This window comes from uncultured Draconibacterium sp., from assembly GCF_913063105.1.
In the GTDB taxonomy this organism is placed as follows: domain Bacteria; phylum Bacteroidota; class Bacteroidia; order Bacteroidales; family Prolixibacteraceae; genus Draconibacterium.
In genome coordinates this window covers 52,492-68,448 of record NZ_CAJXYQ010000013.1, presented here as the reverse complement: position 1 = coordinate 68,448, position 15,957 = coordinate 52,492, and the positions used below count along the sequence as shown (strand labels likewise).

Sequence of the window (15,957 nt, the reverse complement as noted above, 5' to 3'; positions counted from 1 at the left end):
TTTTATTGTTAAACGTTTTTGCTAGTATTAAAATCTGAAACGTTAATCTAATAAACAATATTAATGAAGTATTCAGGACTGTTTCTAATCTTTTTCTTCACTTTTTCATCCATTATTTCTCAACCCAAAAAGCACGAATTGGTTTTGGTGGGAACCATGCATCAGGTTTCGGGAATTGTGAAAAACAGCTATCACCCTTTGTATAAAAAATCTTTAGCGTATCGGCCAGAGGCCATTTTTGTGGAGTATTCGATGCCCGATGATTCGTTAAGCTGGGATTATTTGAAAAATGGCTACAGTAAATCATCTCAAGCATTTTTTAAATACAGCAATAAAATTAAAAGCACTTATAATTTTAAGCCTGAACATTTTGATTCGTTGTTGGCTTTGCCCTTTCATCAGTTAAAAAAGCCAGACTACGACAGCTTGCTCTTATCTTTTGCGTATTTGCGCGATGAAGCTAATTATTATTATTACCAATACCTTGATAGCTATTACCCGGATGGACATAAAAAATCAAAGCGAAACGAAAATTACGAATTAACCCGAAAACTGGCACTTGAACTTCAGCATAAAAAAGTTTATGCAGCCGACGATCAGCAAACAAATGGCGAATTTCATCGACATTGGAACGCCTGCGACGATTCCATACAAGGAACTGCCTATGCCAGACGCGAAAAACGTATAATACGAAAACTGGTTTTACGTGAAATTTTTCCCTCGATTGCTGGCCGGTACGGAATTGTAAATAACAAACCCAAACATCTTCAATTGCTTGATAGTTTGAGTGCTTTACGTTACACCAATCAAACGATATGTGATTGTGCTGCTGCAGTAAATTATTTTGATCAGCGCAATCAACGATATGCCAATAACCTGGGCACTCAAATCATTCAAAACAATTTTAGTAAAAGCATTCTGTTTGTTGGAGCAGCTCATATTGTGGGATTACGAAAAGAACTTGAACAGCAGTTTCCTGAAATACAGATTACGCTTTTTGATGAACTTTAAGGGAGTTCCTTTTTTCTTCTGTCGATATTATGCTAATTTTAAGCAACAAAAAATAAGCTATATGTGAACTTTGGCTATTGGGGTAATAAGCGAAAAATAACAATGTTCTACGGCTCATTTTATTTGCTCATCTAAAAAATTGCGTATGATTATTTCGCGGAGTTCTCAGAAATAACTGCTGAAAAATTCCCTCAAAACAAAGGCGATAAAAACTAAATGAACAACAATAAAACCATGAAACTACTTTTAAACGATGGTAACTACCTACCCGTAGTTGGTTTGGGAACGTACAAATCAACAGAACAGGAAGGTGCAAATGCGGTTGAATATGCTCTGAGAAAAGGCTACCGCTTAATTGATACGGCTGCTGTATATAAAAATGAAGAGGCGGTTGGGAAAGGCATAAAAGCCAGTGGAATTCCGCGCGAAGAAATTGTCCTGACATCTAAACTTTGGCGCGATTGTTTGGGGTATAAATCAGCCAAAAAGGAGTTTCATAAGTCCTTAGAAAGGCTAAATGTTGATTATATTGACCTTTACCTGGTGCATTGGCCCGCTAATGCTAAAAACTACAATAACTGGAAACAAACCAATGCCGACACCTGGCGCGCGCTTGAAGAATTACAGGCCGAAGGTAAGATAAAATCGATAGGCGTGAGCAATTTCTGGCAAGAGCATCTTGAAGCTTTGTTTAAAACAGCCCGGGTAATTCCTGCTGTTAATCAAATTGAGTTTCATCCCGGGTACTGGCAACCCGAACTGGTAAAGTTTTGCCAGGCCTATAAAATTGTGATTGAAGCCTGGTCGCCTTTGGCACGTGGGCGGGTGTTTGATAATGAACTGTTACAGCAAATTGCAAAAAAATATAAGCAATCCATAGCTAAAGTTTGTCTACGCTGGATTGTTCAACACCAGGTAGTTGTTCTTCCTAAATCAAACACAAAAAATAGAATCGACGAAAATATTGACTTTTTCGATTTCGAACTCTCTGAGGAGGAAATGGCACAGATTAACAACTTGCCGGAAATGGGATTTAGTGGTGAATTGCCCAATATCTGGCCCGACAGATTACAACAGGCCTGAAAAACTCGTTTACTGTTAAAAGTTGTTATTCAACTGTTTAAATTGCTGAATCAATAATAAACTTTACTCCAAACGAAAACATTGATGCACTAAACTTTGTGTCGCGATCGTACTTATTGTATTTAAAATCAATGCTTTTTAATCCAAATTTTCCAAGCTTCGTTTTGGTAAAAACATCGGTGTAGCTTATGCCAAAGCCAAAATTGTTGGCCGAAAATTCGGACAGGTCATAATCGGAGGAGTAAAACTCGCTGGATGATAAATGCTGGTTGTAAGGAGCAAAATAGTCGGCAGCTGTTTGCATGTAATATCGGTACGAGGGGTAAAGGGTAAATTTATCGGTAATTTTTACCGGTACTTCAATACTGGCTGTATGCGAAGCAATTCCCCAGTCATCAGTATAAAAGCGGTAATAGGTTCGCAGGCTTACTCTATGGTTAATAAAGTAATTCAGGCGTCCGCCCAGCGCTATTTTAAAACGCGAATCGGGCAAGCGTTCCACATCATCGGCCAAATGGAAATTCTGAAAAAAGTAATCCTCTTTATCGCTAAAATATACCCGGTGGTAGGGTGTTGAAAGCAACCCGTCCTGTAAAATAAAGTCGGCAGACAGGTAGCCAATCAGCTTGCTCGAAAGAATCTGTGAAAAACCAAGACCGATCGAATAGGAATTTCTTCCTTTGTCGGGATGTTCTGTAAACGAAGGATCATAGCCGGGAACCAAAGTTCCAAATGCATTTCCGTAAAAGTCATCTTCGTCATCCAGCAAGTAATCGTCTTCATCTGGTTCGTCGTTGCCTTGCGGGCGCAGTTCAACCGGATAAATCAGGCTCCACGAATCGAAATATATATTGGCATTCAGCGATAATTCCGTATTCTTTTCGTTAAATAACCAGGTATGGCTTCCACCCAATCCCAGCGAGAAATAATCGTATTCAGCTGCCACCGAAACGTTGCTTGTCCAGATGCGGTTGCGGTCGTCGGAACTGTGGCTGTAACTGCCGATAAGATTAACCCAGGTGTCTGATTTTGAGGCGCCGCTGCTGGCAACAAAAGGGTCGGCTGGTTGGGCACCATCAAAGGGATTAATATTGCTTGATGAGGCAGAGGTGTATGCTGAAATATTAGCGTTTATGGTCAGTACGTCATCGTCGTTTAACGGAATGGCAACAATAAGGGTTGGCGAAATATCAGTAAGCTCTTCGGTGCCTATCCCCCCTGTAACCGCGGCATTCTCTCCGTCTTGTTCATAATAATTAAACAGAATATCTATTTCGGTATTTTCAAGTACCCGTTTTTTGTATTCACCGCTTTCATTTTCCTGTGCATGTAGTACAAATACCGCGGCGGTAAGTAGTAATATGAGTATAATTTTCATAGTAAAATAATTGCTTAATTACAGCCACAACCACCTCCGGTTTTTCCTCCATTGGCACCCGAAGCGGCCTCTCTGTATGATTGAAAAGTGGTTTGAAACTTATCGATTTTACGGTCGGCCAGTGCCATATCCGGATCGTTGATATTAACTTTTTCGTACTCCTTAAGTATTGTGCACGAGCTGAGTATGATAAAAGCCAGCCCTGCAAGTAGCATGATTTTTTTCTTCATTGTTATTTTTCTGTTTCTATTTCAATGTTTTTTGATTGATGAATGTTCCCTTGGTCATCAACAATAATGCATTCTGTTTTTGGTAATTGATTTATTCGGTCGAGCCCCACATTAATGCCCATAACAAAAACAGAGGTAGCCAGAGCATCGGCCAGTTCGGCGCTTGGTGCAAAAACAGTAACGCTAATTATTCCCTTTGCCGGATAACCGCTTCTTGGATCGATAATGTGTGCATACCTGGTATTGTTAAGAAATACAAATTTCTCGTAATCGCCCGATGTTACCACGGCACCATTCTTTATGGGTAAAAGCGCAAAGGCCTTGTTTTTGTTCAGCGGGTTGGTAATGGCTACTTTCCAGTGACTGCCATCGGGTTGAGTACCCCAGGTGTTCATATCGCCTGATGCATTGATAATTCCGGCAATTACCCCCCTGTTTATTAACAATTCTTTGGCTTTATCGGCAGCGTAACCTTTGCCAATGGCACCAAAGCCTAATTTCATTCCCTTTTGGGTTAAAAATACGGTTGATTCCTGTTTGTTGAGTTTTATATTGGCATAACCAACTTTCGCTACCGAAGCTGCAATTACCGCTTCTGATGGCATAACGGTCATGGTGCCATCAAATTTCCAAATACGGTCCATCGAGGCATAACTAATATCAAATGCCCCATCAGTAAGTGCTGAAATGCGCAGGCTTCGTTCGATTAACGAAAAAAGCTCGGCAGAAACTTTAACCGGTTTTATTCCTGCCTGTTTGTTAATGGCTGAAGTTTCAGAACCGGCATCCCATGAAGAAATTAGTTTTTCGATACGTTTGATTTCAGCAATCGCTTCGTCAATGTATTGGTTGGCTTCATCTTCGCTAGTTGCAACAACAGTTATCTCGAAACGGCTGCCCATTAATTTTAGCGTACGCTTGTGGGCTTGCTGGCCGCTAAGGCCAAAAACCGAAAAAGCAAGAAGTAAAAGTACGCTTAGCCCTTTCATTTTATAAACGATTCAAGATGTTTGATGTAAGCATCGGCGGTCATCTTTTTATAGCCGGTTTCTCCAAGAACTTTTCCGGTTTCATCTAAAACAACCACAAGCGGGAAAAATCCTTTGGAGTTATACTTTTCGGCCAGTTCTTTATTTTTTTTCAGCTGTTCGTTGTCGGGCTGGTTCTTTTTCTTTCGCGGAAAATCGGCTTTATATAAAACCAAATGAGCATCAGAATAGCTTTTAAACGTATCCGAATTCCAGATTTCCTGCTCCAGTTTCATGCAAGGTGCGCACCAGTCTGACCCCGAGAAAACCAGTACAATTGGTTTATGGTCGGTTTTGGCCTTGTTTTGTGCCGCTTGAAAATTAGTTTGCCAGTTTTGGCCAAAGCTTATGCCCACAATAATAAAGATTAGCATAAAGCTTAGTAAAGCTTTTAGAAGCATCGATTGTTTGCCCATATTTTTGTTTTTAAATCTACATATCTAGAGTAATAGATATGAATAACTCTTTTTTGTCTTCCTTATTTTGTAAATAATGGGATTTTAATGTTTAAAAATCTTAAATGGTTTTTATGCGTAGAAAAACAACTTACTTAAAGAAAAGTTTTGCAAACAACTAATTAAGGATGGGGTATAATTCATAAACAACTTTTCTGGCTGAGGTATTTAAACTGATTCGGAAGCTTCATTGGCGCGGTAAAAGCGGGTTGTTGGATAGGCGAATTGAATATCGTTTTGTTGATTAAAAGCCGTTAGTACCTTTTTCCAGATTACATTTTCAGAGCCTCTTCGCTGACGTGGATTGCAAAGGTAGCGTATGGTTAAGTTTACACCAAAATCCATCACCTTGGTATAAACAATAGGGGTGAGGTGTTTATAATAAATCATGTAATTTTTGCTGGCCTCCTGAATTTCTTTCTGGGCTTTTATATGAATGTCTTCAGAAAACTCAGAAATGATGGTTTCCAATAAAGATTGTGCTTTTTCCCAGTTGCTCTCGAAAGTAATATTCACCTTAATTTCGTTCCAGATATACTCGAACCCCGAGCTGTAGTTCGCTTGTGGTTCAAGAAAAACTTTTCCGTTTGGCATATGAATAATTCTTCCGGTACTTTGGTCGGCTTCCACCCAGTTGCCAATTTCGAGAATAGTAAACTGGAACAGGCGAATATCAATTACATCTCCGGTGTGAGGCCCCACCTGCACCCGGTCGCCAACCGCGAAAGGTTTACGAAACAGAATAAAAAACCAGCCAGCCAGATTTGTCAAAGGTTCTTTCAGTGCAATGGCAATACCTGCCGTAAAAAGGCCCAGGAAAGTTCCGAACTGTTCAAATGCCTGTATCCATACCGCACCAATTAATACAACGCTGGAAAAAGGTACTACAAACGACAGTGTTCGTTTCCATTGGTAGCGGATTTTAACATTGTCGGTTTGACGCCATACCACTCGTAAAATTAGTAAACGGATAACCGAAAGAAATATGATGATGAGGAACGAAAGCACAATCTTATGCTGCGTGTCGGCACTTAATCCGGTTTGGTCGGTAATAAAGTCGTTAATTTCCCTCATATTGCTGGCCTCTCAAGTTGCTACGGGAAGGTACAAAATATTTTTTTAGCACCTGATGTTATTTTACTCAATCGCTTTCTGGTCTTTCGAGTGCACAAAAAGTATGGTCCCCAATTCGTCGTAACCGGCAAAAATGTTTTCTTTTTCATGTTTAATCATTTCTTCTCTTAAGCCCACCAAAACTAATCCGGCATTGCCCGATTTTTGAGCGATAATTGATTTCGTTGAGACCTCATCCGTACGTTGAATTATTTTAATGTTTTTTTCGGATATGGGAAGACGGCCTGAAAGCACCAGTTTCTTCATTACCTGTTTTGATTCTTCCACTTCATTTTCGTGGCAGGCAACAAAAATTTCAATCCTGGTTTTCTTTAAATCCGGATGGCCGAGCAAAATAAAACTCAGTAAAATCATCAGGTTGGCATTTTCGGTATCAAATGAACTGATCCAGATATGGATACCATTTTTTATTTTCATTTCTTTCATCGACGATGCCATTACGCAGATATCGAAATCGCCACTGTTTACCAGCGCAAAGTTTTCAACTATTTTGCTCAGGTTGTCGGGTTTTTCTTTGTTGTATTCAAAAATAACCATATTGTTTTCCATGCCTGCAATGCCCGGAATTTGTATGGCCTGGGCAATGGCCGAGGTGTACGAAGGAGAAATAATAGTATCGATGTAAACATAGTTTTCTTCCGAATCCGATTCCTCAATTAAGCGGTTTAGCATGAGTTTGGCCTGTTCGGCGTTTTTTGCCGAGTAATAGTCTTCAATCATATACAGGTAGGTGCCAAATCCGTATTTGTACGAAATCCAGTTAAGCAATTGAAACGCGCGGTTGTGCTGTGTTGTTTTGTTAGAGATACAAATGGCACTGGGGCGCCACTCTTTATGAAGCACAAGGTTTTTACGCTTTTGCAGGGAAACCTGTAATTTGCGGTTCAGTTGAAATAAGGAATTGGCAAATAACGAGGCAAAATCTTTTCGTTGTTTATGATAATTGTTGATATACAGGTAAATAAGTGTCATGGTTCCGGCAGCGAGCAAAGCATACGGAGTACTAATCTTAAACATTACCCAAATAGAAATAAGAAAGCCAACCAGCGAAAGATACCAGCGCGAACGGAAAGTAGGCCGGTAGGATGGCGAAGCACCAAAATGATTGAGGAAAGAAATAAGACATAAAGCACCGTAGGTAACCATAAAAAACATGGAAATGATTGATGCCACTGCATTTACATCGCCGAGGGCGACAAAAATGAAAGCAATGGCAACAGTTATAATTGATGCATTTTTAGGTTCGTTGTCGCTCGGGTTGGCTGCCGAAATCCATCGGTTTATCCGTTTTGAAGGAAAAGCCCGGTCTAATGCCAGCGCCTGAAGGGTGCGCGGAGCCACCATTACCGACCCTAATGCCGACGAAAGCGTGGAAGCTGCCAGGCCAAGCGGTACAATTACTGAACCGGATACGGCAATTTTCCCCATAATAAGCTGGTGTTGTAAAAGGTCATCGATTGATGCGGAAGCGGTTAGCTTGTACACAATAAAAACATAAATAATCATTCCGGAAACGGTAGCCAGAACAGTACCCAAAGGGATTGATTTGGAAGGATTTTTTAGATCACCGGAAAGTCCCACTCCGGCTGTCATGCCTGTAAAGGCCGGAAAAATAATGGCAAAAACCACAAAGAAACTTTTGAAATTCCGGAACTGTTCTTTGGCAAGTGGCGAACTGGCAGTTTCTGCATATTCAGTAGAGCCTAAAAAGAAAAGAATCAGCGAAATAAAAAGAATAGCTACCACAAAATACAAGGCTTTTACCCCCAGGTTGGCCCCTTTTTTTATGATGAGGAGCGATAAAGCCGCCATTACCGGAAGGCTTATTACCTGTCGGGGCAAAACAAAATCGTACTTGGCCAGCAGGTAATTAAAGAAAAATTCAAACGACTCGGTAAAGGCAATTACATAAAAGGCAACGCTTATAGCCTGCGAAAAGAAAAGCGCAATTCCAATGGTGGCGCCAATGTTTAACCCAAACGAGCGGGAGATGATAAAATACTCGCCTCCTCCTTCAACTCGTTTATTGGTAGCAATTTCTGAAATAGCCAAAGCTGTTGGAATGGTTACCAGGTGCCCCAGCAAAATAATAAGGATAACTCCCCAAAAACCCAGGGTGCCGACGGCATAGCCAAAACGTAAAAATAAAATGGCTCCCAGAATTGTTGAGATGGCGGTTAAAAACACCGGTGCTGTTCCGAATTTATTGCTTTTCGTTGTCATTAAAGTACGTTTATTTTTATTGTAAAATACGTTCTATAAAAATAAGAAAGTAAAATGTCAAGTACACAGGGCTTCATCAAATACTTATCAAATAAAAGCAAAATCAGTAAAATTTGTTCCACGATATTTATTTTAATCCATAGTGATTCAGGCTTGGAATGATGGCCAAAACGGGGCAAATTGTTTTTTGTGTCCCATTTGTGGAAAGCTGTGCGTGTTTACGGGGTTTGCTAAAGTGCATTAAATGAGCGTTGTAAGCGTTTTGGCATATGTGTTGGTAACAGGTAAGTACGCTTTTACAGAAGATAAATACAACACAAGGACGCTTAAAAAATGAAAACACATATTATAATAGGTATAGGATTAATTTTAGTGCTGGTGAGCAGCGTTGTTAAGGCGCAACAAGATCCCATGTACACCCAGTACATGTTTAATACGCAAACCATAAATCCGGCCTATGCCGGAACCTGGGAGTCGGTTGGCTTTATGGTTTTAGGCCGACATCAGTGGACGGGCTGGGACGGAGCACCGGAAACATATACCATGTCGGTGCAGGCACCACTAAAAAACGAAAAGGTAGCACTGGGATTAAACCTGATAAACGATAAAATAGGGTACGTAAAGCGACTTTATATTTTTGGCGATTATTCTTACCTCGTGCCACTTTCAGAAAAGACCAATTTACGTTTGGGGATTAAGGGGGGATTTACAAATTACTCGCACAATTTGCAATCGCATAATATTATTGATGCTAATGATCCGTCGTTTGTTGGAGAGATTAGTTCAAAATTAAAACCAAATTTTGGCGTTGGTGCTTTTTTATACAGTAAAAGGGCTTATGTAGGATTTTCAATTCCCCGAATTGTTAACAGTTCGTTTGAGAACGATTATCAGAATTTTTCGGTTCAGGCTCAAATGCGCCATTATTTTTTAATAGCCGGAGCTGTTTTTGATCTCGGTGAAAACTTAAAGTTTAAGCCAACAGCGCTTACCAAGGCTTCATTTTCATCGGAAACCGGTGCTCCCTTGCAGCTGGATCTTACGGGGAACTTCTTGTTTAAAGAAAAATTCTGGCTGGGGGGAAGCTGGCGCTCAGGTGAATCGTTTGGAGTTATCGCCCAGTTTCATTTTAAAGATAAACTGCGCCTGGGATATGCCATCGATTTTTCTACAAATAATATTCAAAATTACAGTAACGGTACACACGAAGTGATGGTATCGTACGAACTCCGGTTTAAAAAGCAAGAGGTAACTTCTCCACGATATTTTTAATTGAGTTGATTGATTATGCATGGCCGGGGCGTTCTGAGAAGAATGCCCTTTTTAATGTTGTTTTCTTTGCTGAAAATGCGGGCAACTATTCTGCATCATTAAAGTGTGGAGCTGTATACTGATTTGTTTAATAGCTAACCCGACCGAAACCAAGTCGTTTAGGGCCAAAATCGTAGGTTAACGATGCCAGTCCGAGCGGAGTCATCCCAATAACAAAAGGCTTATTTCTATATTCGAAATAAAACATGGCATAGCCGTGTTCGTAAAAAACAATATCGCCCACACGTGGAGTTTCTGTTTTGGGCAGTGCATCGCGCAACTGGTAACGGTTGGCGGCCTCAACTGTAATTGCCGAATGGCGGTTTATCATAAAGCTTGCAAAACTTGGCGAATCGAAACCATCTTCAGGAGAACTCCCTCCAAGTTTCCACTTTACTTCGCCAGCCCGAATCATGGCCCGAATTTCAGAAAGCATTTCTGTTTGACGCGGATAACGTGAGTATAATTCCTTGTCTACCGAATAATTAAATTCGTAACGTTTGTCGCTGTAATTTAAAGCCAACTCCATTACTTTCTTCATTTCGGCAATGCTGTCCGACTTTAAACCAATACTGGTGTTTAATTGCTTGATGTTTGCTTCCAGTTCCGATTTTTCATGTTTTAGTTCTTTAACTTCTTCGCCGGCATTGTTTATAACCATGTATGATATTATTACCAGAATGATGGTGAGCAAAAGTGGAACCGAAGCGTAGGTGAGCATCCTCTTCCGGGCACGCTTTTCTTCCACCTCAATTTTATTAATCAGATTGTTATTATTACTTGCCATGTTTATCCAACTACGTTTTTTTCTATAAATTTCCAAATCAGTTCTTCCAGCCTCTTTTTGTCCTCTCCACTTGAGTTTTTGTGCTGAATAGATAATTCGTTAATCAATCGTATCTGGTTGCGGCGGTCAACAATTTCTTTTATCGGAAAGGCACAAACCGATGAAACCAGTGTTCCGGAAATACTTATAATACTTTTTATTTCGCCGGGGAAATCGAGCAGGTTAAAAGCATTTAACAAGATGATTAACAATCCTATTGATACAATTAAAACTGCAAAGCCAACCCTAAAGCGAATAGACGATTTATAGGTGAGAATTATTTTTTGTATGTACAATTCAACATCCATAATGATTTAATGGTAGCTACAAGTTACTCAATAAACTAACTCGAGGCAAGAAAATGGAGGATAAAAGACTAAAATGACTTATTTCGTCGGGCCAATGATTTGAACTGCCTGATAAGGGTAGCAATTTCTTGATTACTTGAATACAAAACCCCCCGGTGATTCATAAAACTTGAATCTTTTCGGTTAAGGTCGAGCAGGCTGTCATCAAAACTTTTTGCTACAGCTCCAACTTCGTTAAAAATGCAGGCTGTTGCTGCAAAGTCCCAAAGGCTTCCTCCGCCCGGCGTGGCTTTTGGCAGTTTAAAGTAGCATCCCGGAGCTTGCTCCAATACCCAAATAGCATTTAGCACGGCTCCTGCATGTTTTTGTATATTTAACTTGCTGATGTTGTACTTCTTTAAAACTGTTTTAAGTTCATCAACAAATAAATTGAAATGTTTGTCCTGCAAAAATGTACGATCGATATGGAGGGTAAAAGTATTTTTATTGGTAAGCTGCAGGTCGGGTTGCCAGGGATGCAGGTTTAGAAAAGCGCCCTGGTCTTTTACCGCATGATAAAGGTTTTGGGTAAGCGGGTCGAAAACTACTCCCAGTTGTGGTTCGCCAGATTTAGCCACCAAAGCAATGGAAACCGCATAACCCGGTGTTTGTTCAGTAAAAGCGAGCGTGCCATCCATGGGGTCGATACACCAGAAGTAGTCCTTTAAAAACCTGCTGTTGTTATCCGGGCTTTCTTCGCTTAGCAAAGCCAGCTGGTATTCTCGAATTGTAGGAGCTAAGGTTTCCAGAATACAGTTTTGTGCCTTAATATCTACCGCTGTTACTACTTGCGATGCCAGGCTGTCGGCGGCAATTTTTTTACCTACTTTCACTTTTTTACCGGCATATTCATGAATTATACCTCCGGCTTTTTTTGCAGCAGTAATGGCATATTGGCAAAGTGTGGAAAGCTGGGTGCTTGATAACTGCATAGTTGTTTAACTAATAATATTTGTATCAAAGTTAGCAAACAAGCCAAAACTATTGTGCAATGTTTTTTATTACTTCACGCGAAACCCGTTCGCTGTATGAGTTGATTTTCCAGTGGCCAGGGTGCCAGCCTTTTAAAAACCGATGAAAATCGGCCCAGGCAGTATGGTATAAATTTCGCCAGTTGTGCTCGAGAGCGATAAAATTGGTGCTATTTTGTTTCCGGTTCAGAGCAGCTTTTAAAAACTCAAAATAAGTGTTTAGAATCTGTTCTTCGTATTTTTCGCAGTCGTTTTCACTCATGCAACTGCCAATAAAATAGGCCAGATCTTTCATTCCACAACCACCACCAACATATTGAAAATCAACTGCTGCTACTTTTTTTCCATCTTCAGAAAAGCAAAAGTTGGCCAGTTTGGCATCGCCATGTACCAGCGTTTGAAATGGGCTTGATGTCAATGCCCTGTCAATTGCTGCAGCGGCATTTTTTAACGGAAGATCGTCCATCGCTTCCAGTTCTTCAGGGCGGGTGTTAAGGTGCCAGTATGTTCCGGTTTCCCATAGTCCCTGTGGCTTTATGTGCAAAAAAGTGGCATGAAAATTTGAAAGCCAACTCAGACAGGCGTTTATATTCTTCCAGTTAACCGAAGCACTAAGGCGCTTAGCAAAACCCGATTCATCTAAATCTTCCATCACCATCAACACTTCAGAACCCAGGGTTTCAAGTGCATAACATTCAGGTACTTTGCAGTTCTGGTCGCAGCTATTGGCAAAGGATTTATACCATTCGGTTTCAACTTTATATGATTTTAGTTTACGCTGGTGCGATAAATCGGTATTCCACCCGCGCGGATGGTTGCCGCCTTCAGGAAGATTAACATGTTTTACCACCACACTCTTCATTTTTGATCCTTCAAGGCTAAACCGAATAATTTCGCCATATCCGCTCCACAGGCTCTGTATAGATGCTGTTCGGCTCAAACTTTGTGCCCCCGTAGCCTTTAATATTGTTTCCTGAAAATGTTGGTTCATCGCAATTACTTTTGAAGATTAATGGCTTGAATAGCCTGTATTTATTTCAGGTTACTGTTAAAGAGTTTCCGGTTACCCGCCATTTCTCCCAGCGAAGCCGGGCCATTAATGCACCCTCCTTCGCAAACCATCACTTCAATAAAATTGGCCGGAGCTTTTCCGCGCGCATAAGCTTTCATCATGCCAACAGCTTTTTTATCTACACCATTAATTACAAGCTCTTTAATATTGGCCTCAGGGCGTTCTGCTTTTACTGCTGCTGCCACTCCTCCCGACAGGGCAAACCCGCGATCTACCGTTTTTTGGTTGTGGCGACTTTCGTTGTCGGCCAGGCTGCCCAAATCAATATCCAGCCCAACAATTAGTGCGTTTAGCTCTTCAAACGACATAACAAAATCAACTTTGTCGTTACGCTTGGCTTCCTTACGTTTACCAATACATGGCCCAATAAAAACTACTTTGGTTTCCGGATTTTTTTGACGCGCCATTTCTGCAGCATACATCATTGGCGATGGCGTATCAGAAACATAAGGTTTTAATCCTTTTACGTGTTTTTCAACGGTTTCAACATAACTCGGACAGCAACTGGTGGTCATAAAGGGTGCTCCATCTCCCAGTCGTTCTAAAAATTCTTCCGATTCGTGCTCCACTGTTTTTCGGGCACCATCAGCAACCTCAACAACCTCATTAAAGCCGATTTCTTTTAACAGGCTTTCAATCTGGCCGGTGGTTAAATCAAACTGACCGTGAATGGCCGGGGCAAAAATGGCTGTTGTGTGTTCTTCTTTCCTGATGCACATTAACACATCAATCAGCTGACTAATCTCAAAAATACTTCCAAAGGGGCAGGCAATCATGCATTTCCCGCAGTAGATACATTTTTCATCATCAATACGTTCTACTCCAAATTTATCTTTCGAAATTGCTCCTACGGGGCAGGCCGCCTCACACGGAATAGGTACATGAATTATGGCGTGGTACTGGCATTGTTTTTGGCAAATACCACAGTTGATACATTTTGTTGAATCAATTTGCGCCTGTCCGTTTACCATGCTTACGGCATCTTTTGGGCAGTTCATCATACACGGACGCGCTACACAGCCCCGGCACAGATTACTTACAACATATTGCGCTTTTACGCAGCTGGTGCAGGCTTCGTCAACAACAGTTAATATCTCATCTTTTATTTTAGTGCGGTTTTGAGCATTCTCGGCATAAGCACTCAGTGGGGTTAGCTCGTCTTTTTCATCGTCAACTGTATAGCCCAACAGCGGGAAAAGTTTGTATTTTATTACGGCCCGTTCTTTATGAATGCAGCAGCGGTGTTGTGCTTCGCGACGCTTGGGAGCCATTTGTATCGGAATTCGGTCTATTTCTTCAACCAGCCTTCCGTCGGCAAAAAGTTTAACTACTTGTTTTAGAAGATCTCTTCTGATAATCAGTGTATTACTTGTATATCCCATAGTGCCTCTTTTTTTTGACGCCGCAAAAGTACTGCCTTTTTAATGTTCTGCAACATAATTGTAAGGATTACTTGTTACTTGTTAAGCCTGAGTTAAGGGTAATTTCTGCTAAAGCAAGTTTATTATGACAATAAGGGGAAAAACCAAAAAATTGTAAACATAAATTTATTGAATTTCACCAATTTACACATTGAATTTTATAATTTTGAAGAAATAGGAGATACAACAATTTCTGAAACTAAACAAAAGAAACAGATTTATGAAAACACTACCATTTAACTTTTTATTGCTTGGCCTGGTTGTGTTGCTTTTTTCAAGCTGCAGCTCAACCCCCAAGAACCAGAATCTTAATCAAAGCCTTGATGCCGACTCATTAAAAGTGGCAACAGCGCATATTCAACACTACATTGATAAGGGGGAGCTGGCCGGTTTTTCAGCCCTGGTGTTAAAAGATGGCCAGGAAATAGTGCGTTTGAATGAAGGTTATGCCGACCGGGAAAACAGTAAGGCGATGGAAGCCAATACTATTTTTAGGATTTTTTCGATGACCAAACCAATTACCGCTGTGGCCTTAATGACTTTGTATGATGAAGGTAAATTTGAACTGGATGATAAGGTGTCGAAGTTTATTCCCGAATTTTCATCGGCAAAAGTTTATACGCCAGGTGATAATAGCTATACGCTTGAAGAACAGGAAAATGAAGTAACGATAAGACATTTATTAACGCATACATCAGGCATTTCTTACGGTTGGGATCCCAACTCGTATGTTGATTCGGTTTACCGGGCAACATTTGATAGTGCCTGGGATGGAAAATTGGAAGATAAAATGCCTTTGCTTGCAGAGCAGCCACTTAATTTTCAACCTGGTACCCAATGGCTTTATGGACTTTCAATTGATGTTGCCGGCTTTTTGGTAGAAGTAATCTCAGGAATGTCTTTTGATGAATACCTGCAGCAAAAAGTATTTGGCCCGTTAAAAATGGATGACACCGGATTTTATGTGCCGGAAGAAAAACACGAACGTTTATGTACCCTTTATAGTCCCGCTGAAGATGGTTCCCTTATACCTTCGGATGACCGTTTTGCAGAAGCCTTCAAGCAACCGGCAACCTTATTGTCGGGAGGTGGCGGACTGGTTTCTACCATTGATGATTATGCCCGTTTTTGTACTATGCTTTTAAATGGTGGCGAGCTTGACGGAGTAAAAGTATTGGAACCAACCACAGTAAAAATGATAATGAGCGACCAACTACCCGAAGGTGCAATTTACGACAATGGTAAAAGGGGCTATGGCCTGGCAGGGGCAGTTGATTTTGAAACCGGGGAGTACAGCTGGGCCGGTGCAGCATCTACTAATTTTTGGATAAATCCGACTGATCAGCTTATTATTATTACTGCTACACAAATAATGCCGAGCAACTTTAAGTTTGGTAAGGAGTTTAAAGCAAAAATTGAAGCCGCTATAAAAAAATAGCATGGCTTGATGTGTTTTGGCCGGATATG

General features: G+C 40.7%; 15 protein-coding genes. 4 read left to right on the top strand and 11 right to left on the bottom strand.

Annotated features, from left to right (window positions below; translation table 11 throughout):
• Positions 1 to 63: 63 nt before the first annotated feature.
• Together QZ574_RS13120 and QZ574_RS13115 are read left to right on the top strand one after the other, a co-directional pair.
• Positions 64 to 1,011 (top strand): DUF5694 domain-containing protein, encoded by a 948-nt coding sequence (locus tag QZ574_RS13120; RefSeq protein ID WP_297090207.1) that lies wholly within the window; start codon positions 64 to 66, stop codon positions 1,009 to 1,011.
• 234 nt (positions 1,012 to 1,245) lie between these two features.
• A complete protein-coding gene (locus QZ574_RS13115) occupies positions 1,246 to 2,094 on the top strand; it encodes an aldo/keto reductase (protein WP_297090205.1) in 849 nt (282 codons plus the stop codon).
• 37 nt (positions 2,095 to 2,131) lie between these two features.
• Here the strand turns inward: QZ574_RS13115 and QZ574_RS13110 are convergent, their stop codons facing one another.
• The 6 genes from QZ574_RS13110 to QZ574_RS13085 all read right to left on the bottom strand — a co-directional run bounded on the left by QZ574_RS13110 (position 2,132) and on the right by QZ574_RS13085 (position 8,542).
• Positions 2,132 to 3,472 carry a DUF3570 domain-containing protein gene (locus QZ574_RS13110; RefSeq protein ID WP_297090203.1) on the bottom strand — a complete coding sequence of 447 codons (1,341 nt, stop codon included), beginning with the start codon at positions 3,470 to 3,472 and terminating at the stop codon, positions 2,132 to 2,134.
• A 14-nt stretch (positions 3,473 to 3,486) separates the two neighbouring features.
• A complete protein-coding gene (locus QZ574_RS13105; RefSeq protein ID WP_297090202.1) occupies positions 3,487 to 3,702 on the bottom strand; it encodes a DUF4266 domain-containing protein in 216 nt (71 codons plus the stop codon).
• Between the two features lie 2 nt (positions 3,703 to 3,704).
• Positions 3,705 to 4,691 (bottom strand): FAD:protein FMN transferase, encoded by a 987-nt coding sequence (locus QZ574_RS13100; RefSeq protein ID WP_297090200.1) that lies wholly within the window; start codon positions 4,689 to 4,691, stop codon positions 3,705 to 3,707.
• Entirely contained in the window at positions 4,688 to 5,146 is a 459-nt protein-coding gene (locus QZ574_RS13095; protein WP_297090198.1) for a thioredoxin family protein, read from the bottom strand. The genes QZ574_RS13100 and QZ574_RS13095 overlap by 4 nt, the downstream gene beginning before the upstream one ends.
• Before the next feature lie 207 nt (positions 5,147 to 5,353).
• On the bottom strand, positions 5,354 to 6,259 hold the full coding sequence (locus QZ574_RS13090; protein ID WP_297090195.1) for a mechanosensitive ion channel family protein: 906 nt from the start codon (positions 6,257 to 6,259) through the stop codon (positions 5,354 to 5,356).
• Between the two features lie 63 nt (positions 6,260 to 6,322).
• Positions 6,323 to 8,542 (bottom strand): amino acid permease, encoded by a 2,220-nt coding sequence (locus QZ574_RS13085; RefSeq protein WP_297090193.1) that lies wholly within the window; start codon positions 8,540 to 8,542, stop codon positions 6,323 to 6,325.
• 333 nt (positions 8,543 to 8,875) lie between these two features.
• On the opposite strand from QZ574_RS13085, the gene QZ574_RS13080 reads away from it, so the two are divergent.
• Positions 8,876 to 9,814 carry a type IX secretion system membrane protein PorP/SprF gene (locus QZ574_RS13080; protein WP_297090191.1) on the top strand — a complete coding sequence of 313 codons (939 nt, stop codon included), beginning with the start codon at positions 8,876 to 8,878 and terminating at the stop codon, positions 9,812 to 9,814.
• 127 nt (positions 9,815 to 9,941) lie between these two features.
• Here QZ574_RS13080 and QZ574_RS13075 read toward each other — a convergent pair whose 3' ends face one another.
• The 5 genes from QZ574_RS13075 to QZ574_RS13055 form a co-directional block, all read right to left on the bottom strand.
• Positions 9,942 to 10,640, bottom strand: a complete 699-nt coding sequence (locus QZ574_RS13075) for a hypothetical protein (RefSeq protein WP_297090189.1) — start codon at positions 10,638 to 10,640, stop codon at positions 9,942 to 9,944.
• 2 nt (positions 10,641 to 10,642) lie between these two features.
• Positions 10,643 to 10,987 carry a hypothetical protein gene (locus QZ574_RS13070; RefSeq protein WP_297090187.1) on the bottom strand — a complete coding sequence of 115 codons (345 nt, stop codon included), beginning with the start codon at positions 10,985 to 10,987 and terminating at the stop codon, positions 10,643 to 10,645.
• A gap of 68 nt (positions 10,988 to 11,055) precedes the next feature.
• Positions 11,056 to 11,958 carry an inositol monophosphatase family protein gene (locus QZ574_RS13065; protein ID WP_297090185.1) on the bottom strand — a complete coding sequence of 301 codons (903 nt, stop codon included), beginning with the start codon at positions 11,956 to 11,958 and terminating at the stop codon, positions 11,056 to 11,058.
• Positions 11,959 to 12,007: 49 nt separating this feature from the next.
• Positions 12,008 to 12,988, bottom strand: coding sequence for an oxidoreductase family protein (locus tag QZ574_RS13060; protein ID WP_297090183.1), 981 nt, complete (start codon positions 12,986 to 12,988; stop codon positions 12,008 to 12,010).
• A gap of 41 nt (positions 12,989 to 13,029) precedes the next feature.
• Positions 13,030 to 14,451, bottom strand: a complete 1,422-nt coding sequence (locus QZ574_RS13055) for a monomeric [FeFe] hydrogenase (protein ID WP_297090180.1) — start codon at positions 14,449 to 14,451, stop codon at positions 13,030 to 13,032.
• Between the two features lie 259 nt (positions 14,452 to 14,710).
• Here QZ574_RS13055 and QZ574_RS13050 point away from each other — a divergent pair, with 259 nt between their 5' ends.
• Positions 14,711 to 15,928: a serine hydrolase domain-containing protein gene (locus tag QZ574_RS13050; protein WP_297090179.1), complete on the top strand. Its 1,218-nt coding sequence runs from the start codon at positions 14,711 to 14,713 to the stop codon at positions 15,926 to 15,928.
• The last annotated feature ends 29 nt before the right edge of the window (positions 15,929 to 15,957 follow it).

Bases quoted from the DNA above. Each gene is read 5' to 3' on its own strand.
- QZ574_RS13120 (WP_297090207.1), top strand. From the start codon at position 64: ATGAAGTATTCAGGACTGTTTCTAATCTTTTTCTTCACTTTTTCATCC.
- QZ574_RS13115 (WP_297090205.1), top strand. From the start codon at position 1,246: ATGAAACTACTTTTAAACGATGGTAACTACCTACCCGTAGTTGGTTTG.
- QZ574_RS13110 (WP_297090203.1), bottom strand. From the start codon at position 3,472: ATGAAAATTATACTCATATTACTACTTACCGCCGCGGTATTTGTACTA.
- QZ574_RS13105 (WP_297090202.1), bottom strand. From the start codon at position 3,702: ATGAAGAAAAAAATCATGCTACTTGCAGGGCTGGCTTTTATCATACTC.
- QZ574_RS13100 (WP_297090200.1), bottom strand. From the start codon at position 4,691: ATGAAAGGGCTAAGCGTACTTTTACTTCTTGCTTTTTCGGTTTTTGGC.
- QZ574_RS13095 (WP_297090198.1), bottom strand. From the start codon at position 5,146: ATGGGCAAACAATCGATGCTTCTAAAAGCTTTACTAAGCTTTATGCTA.
- QZ574_RS13090 (WP_297090195.1), bottom strand. From the start codon at position 6,259: ATGAGGGAAATTAACGACTTTATTACCGACCAAACCGGATTAAGTGCC.
- QZ574_RS13085 (WP_297090193.1), bottom strand. From the start codon at position 8,542: ATGACAACGAAAAGCAATAAATTCGGAACAGCACCGGTGTTTTTAACC.
- QZ574_RS13080 (WP_297090191.1), top strand. From the start codon at position 8,876: ATGAAAACACATATTATAATAGGTATAGGATTAATTTTAGTGCTGGTG.
- QZ574_RS13075 (WP_297090189.1), bottom strand. From the start codon at position 10,640: ATGGCAAGTAATAATAACAATCTGATTAATAAAATTGAGGTGGAAGAA.
- QZ574_RS13070 (WP_297090187.1), bottom strand. From the start codon at position 10,987: ATGGATGTTGAATTGTACATACAAAAAATAATTCTCACCTATAAATCG.
- QZ574_RS13065 (WP_297090185.1), bottom strand. From the start codon at position 11,958: ATGCAGTTATCAAGCACCCAGCTTTCCACACTTTGCCAATATGCCATT.
- QZ574_RS13060 (WP_297090183.1), bottom strand. From the start codon at position 12,988: ATGAACCAACATTTTCAGGAAACAATATTAAAGGCTACGGGGGCACAA.
- QZ574_RS13055 (WP_297090180.1), bottom strand. From the start codon at position 14,451: ATGGGATATACAAGTAATACACTGATTATCAGAAGAGATCTTCTAAAA.
- QZ574_RS13050 (WP_297090179.1), top strand. From the start codon at position 14,711: ATGAAAACACTACCATTTAACTTTTTATTGCTTGGCCTGGTTGTGTTG.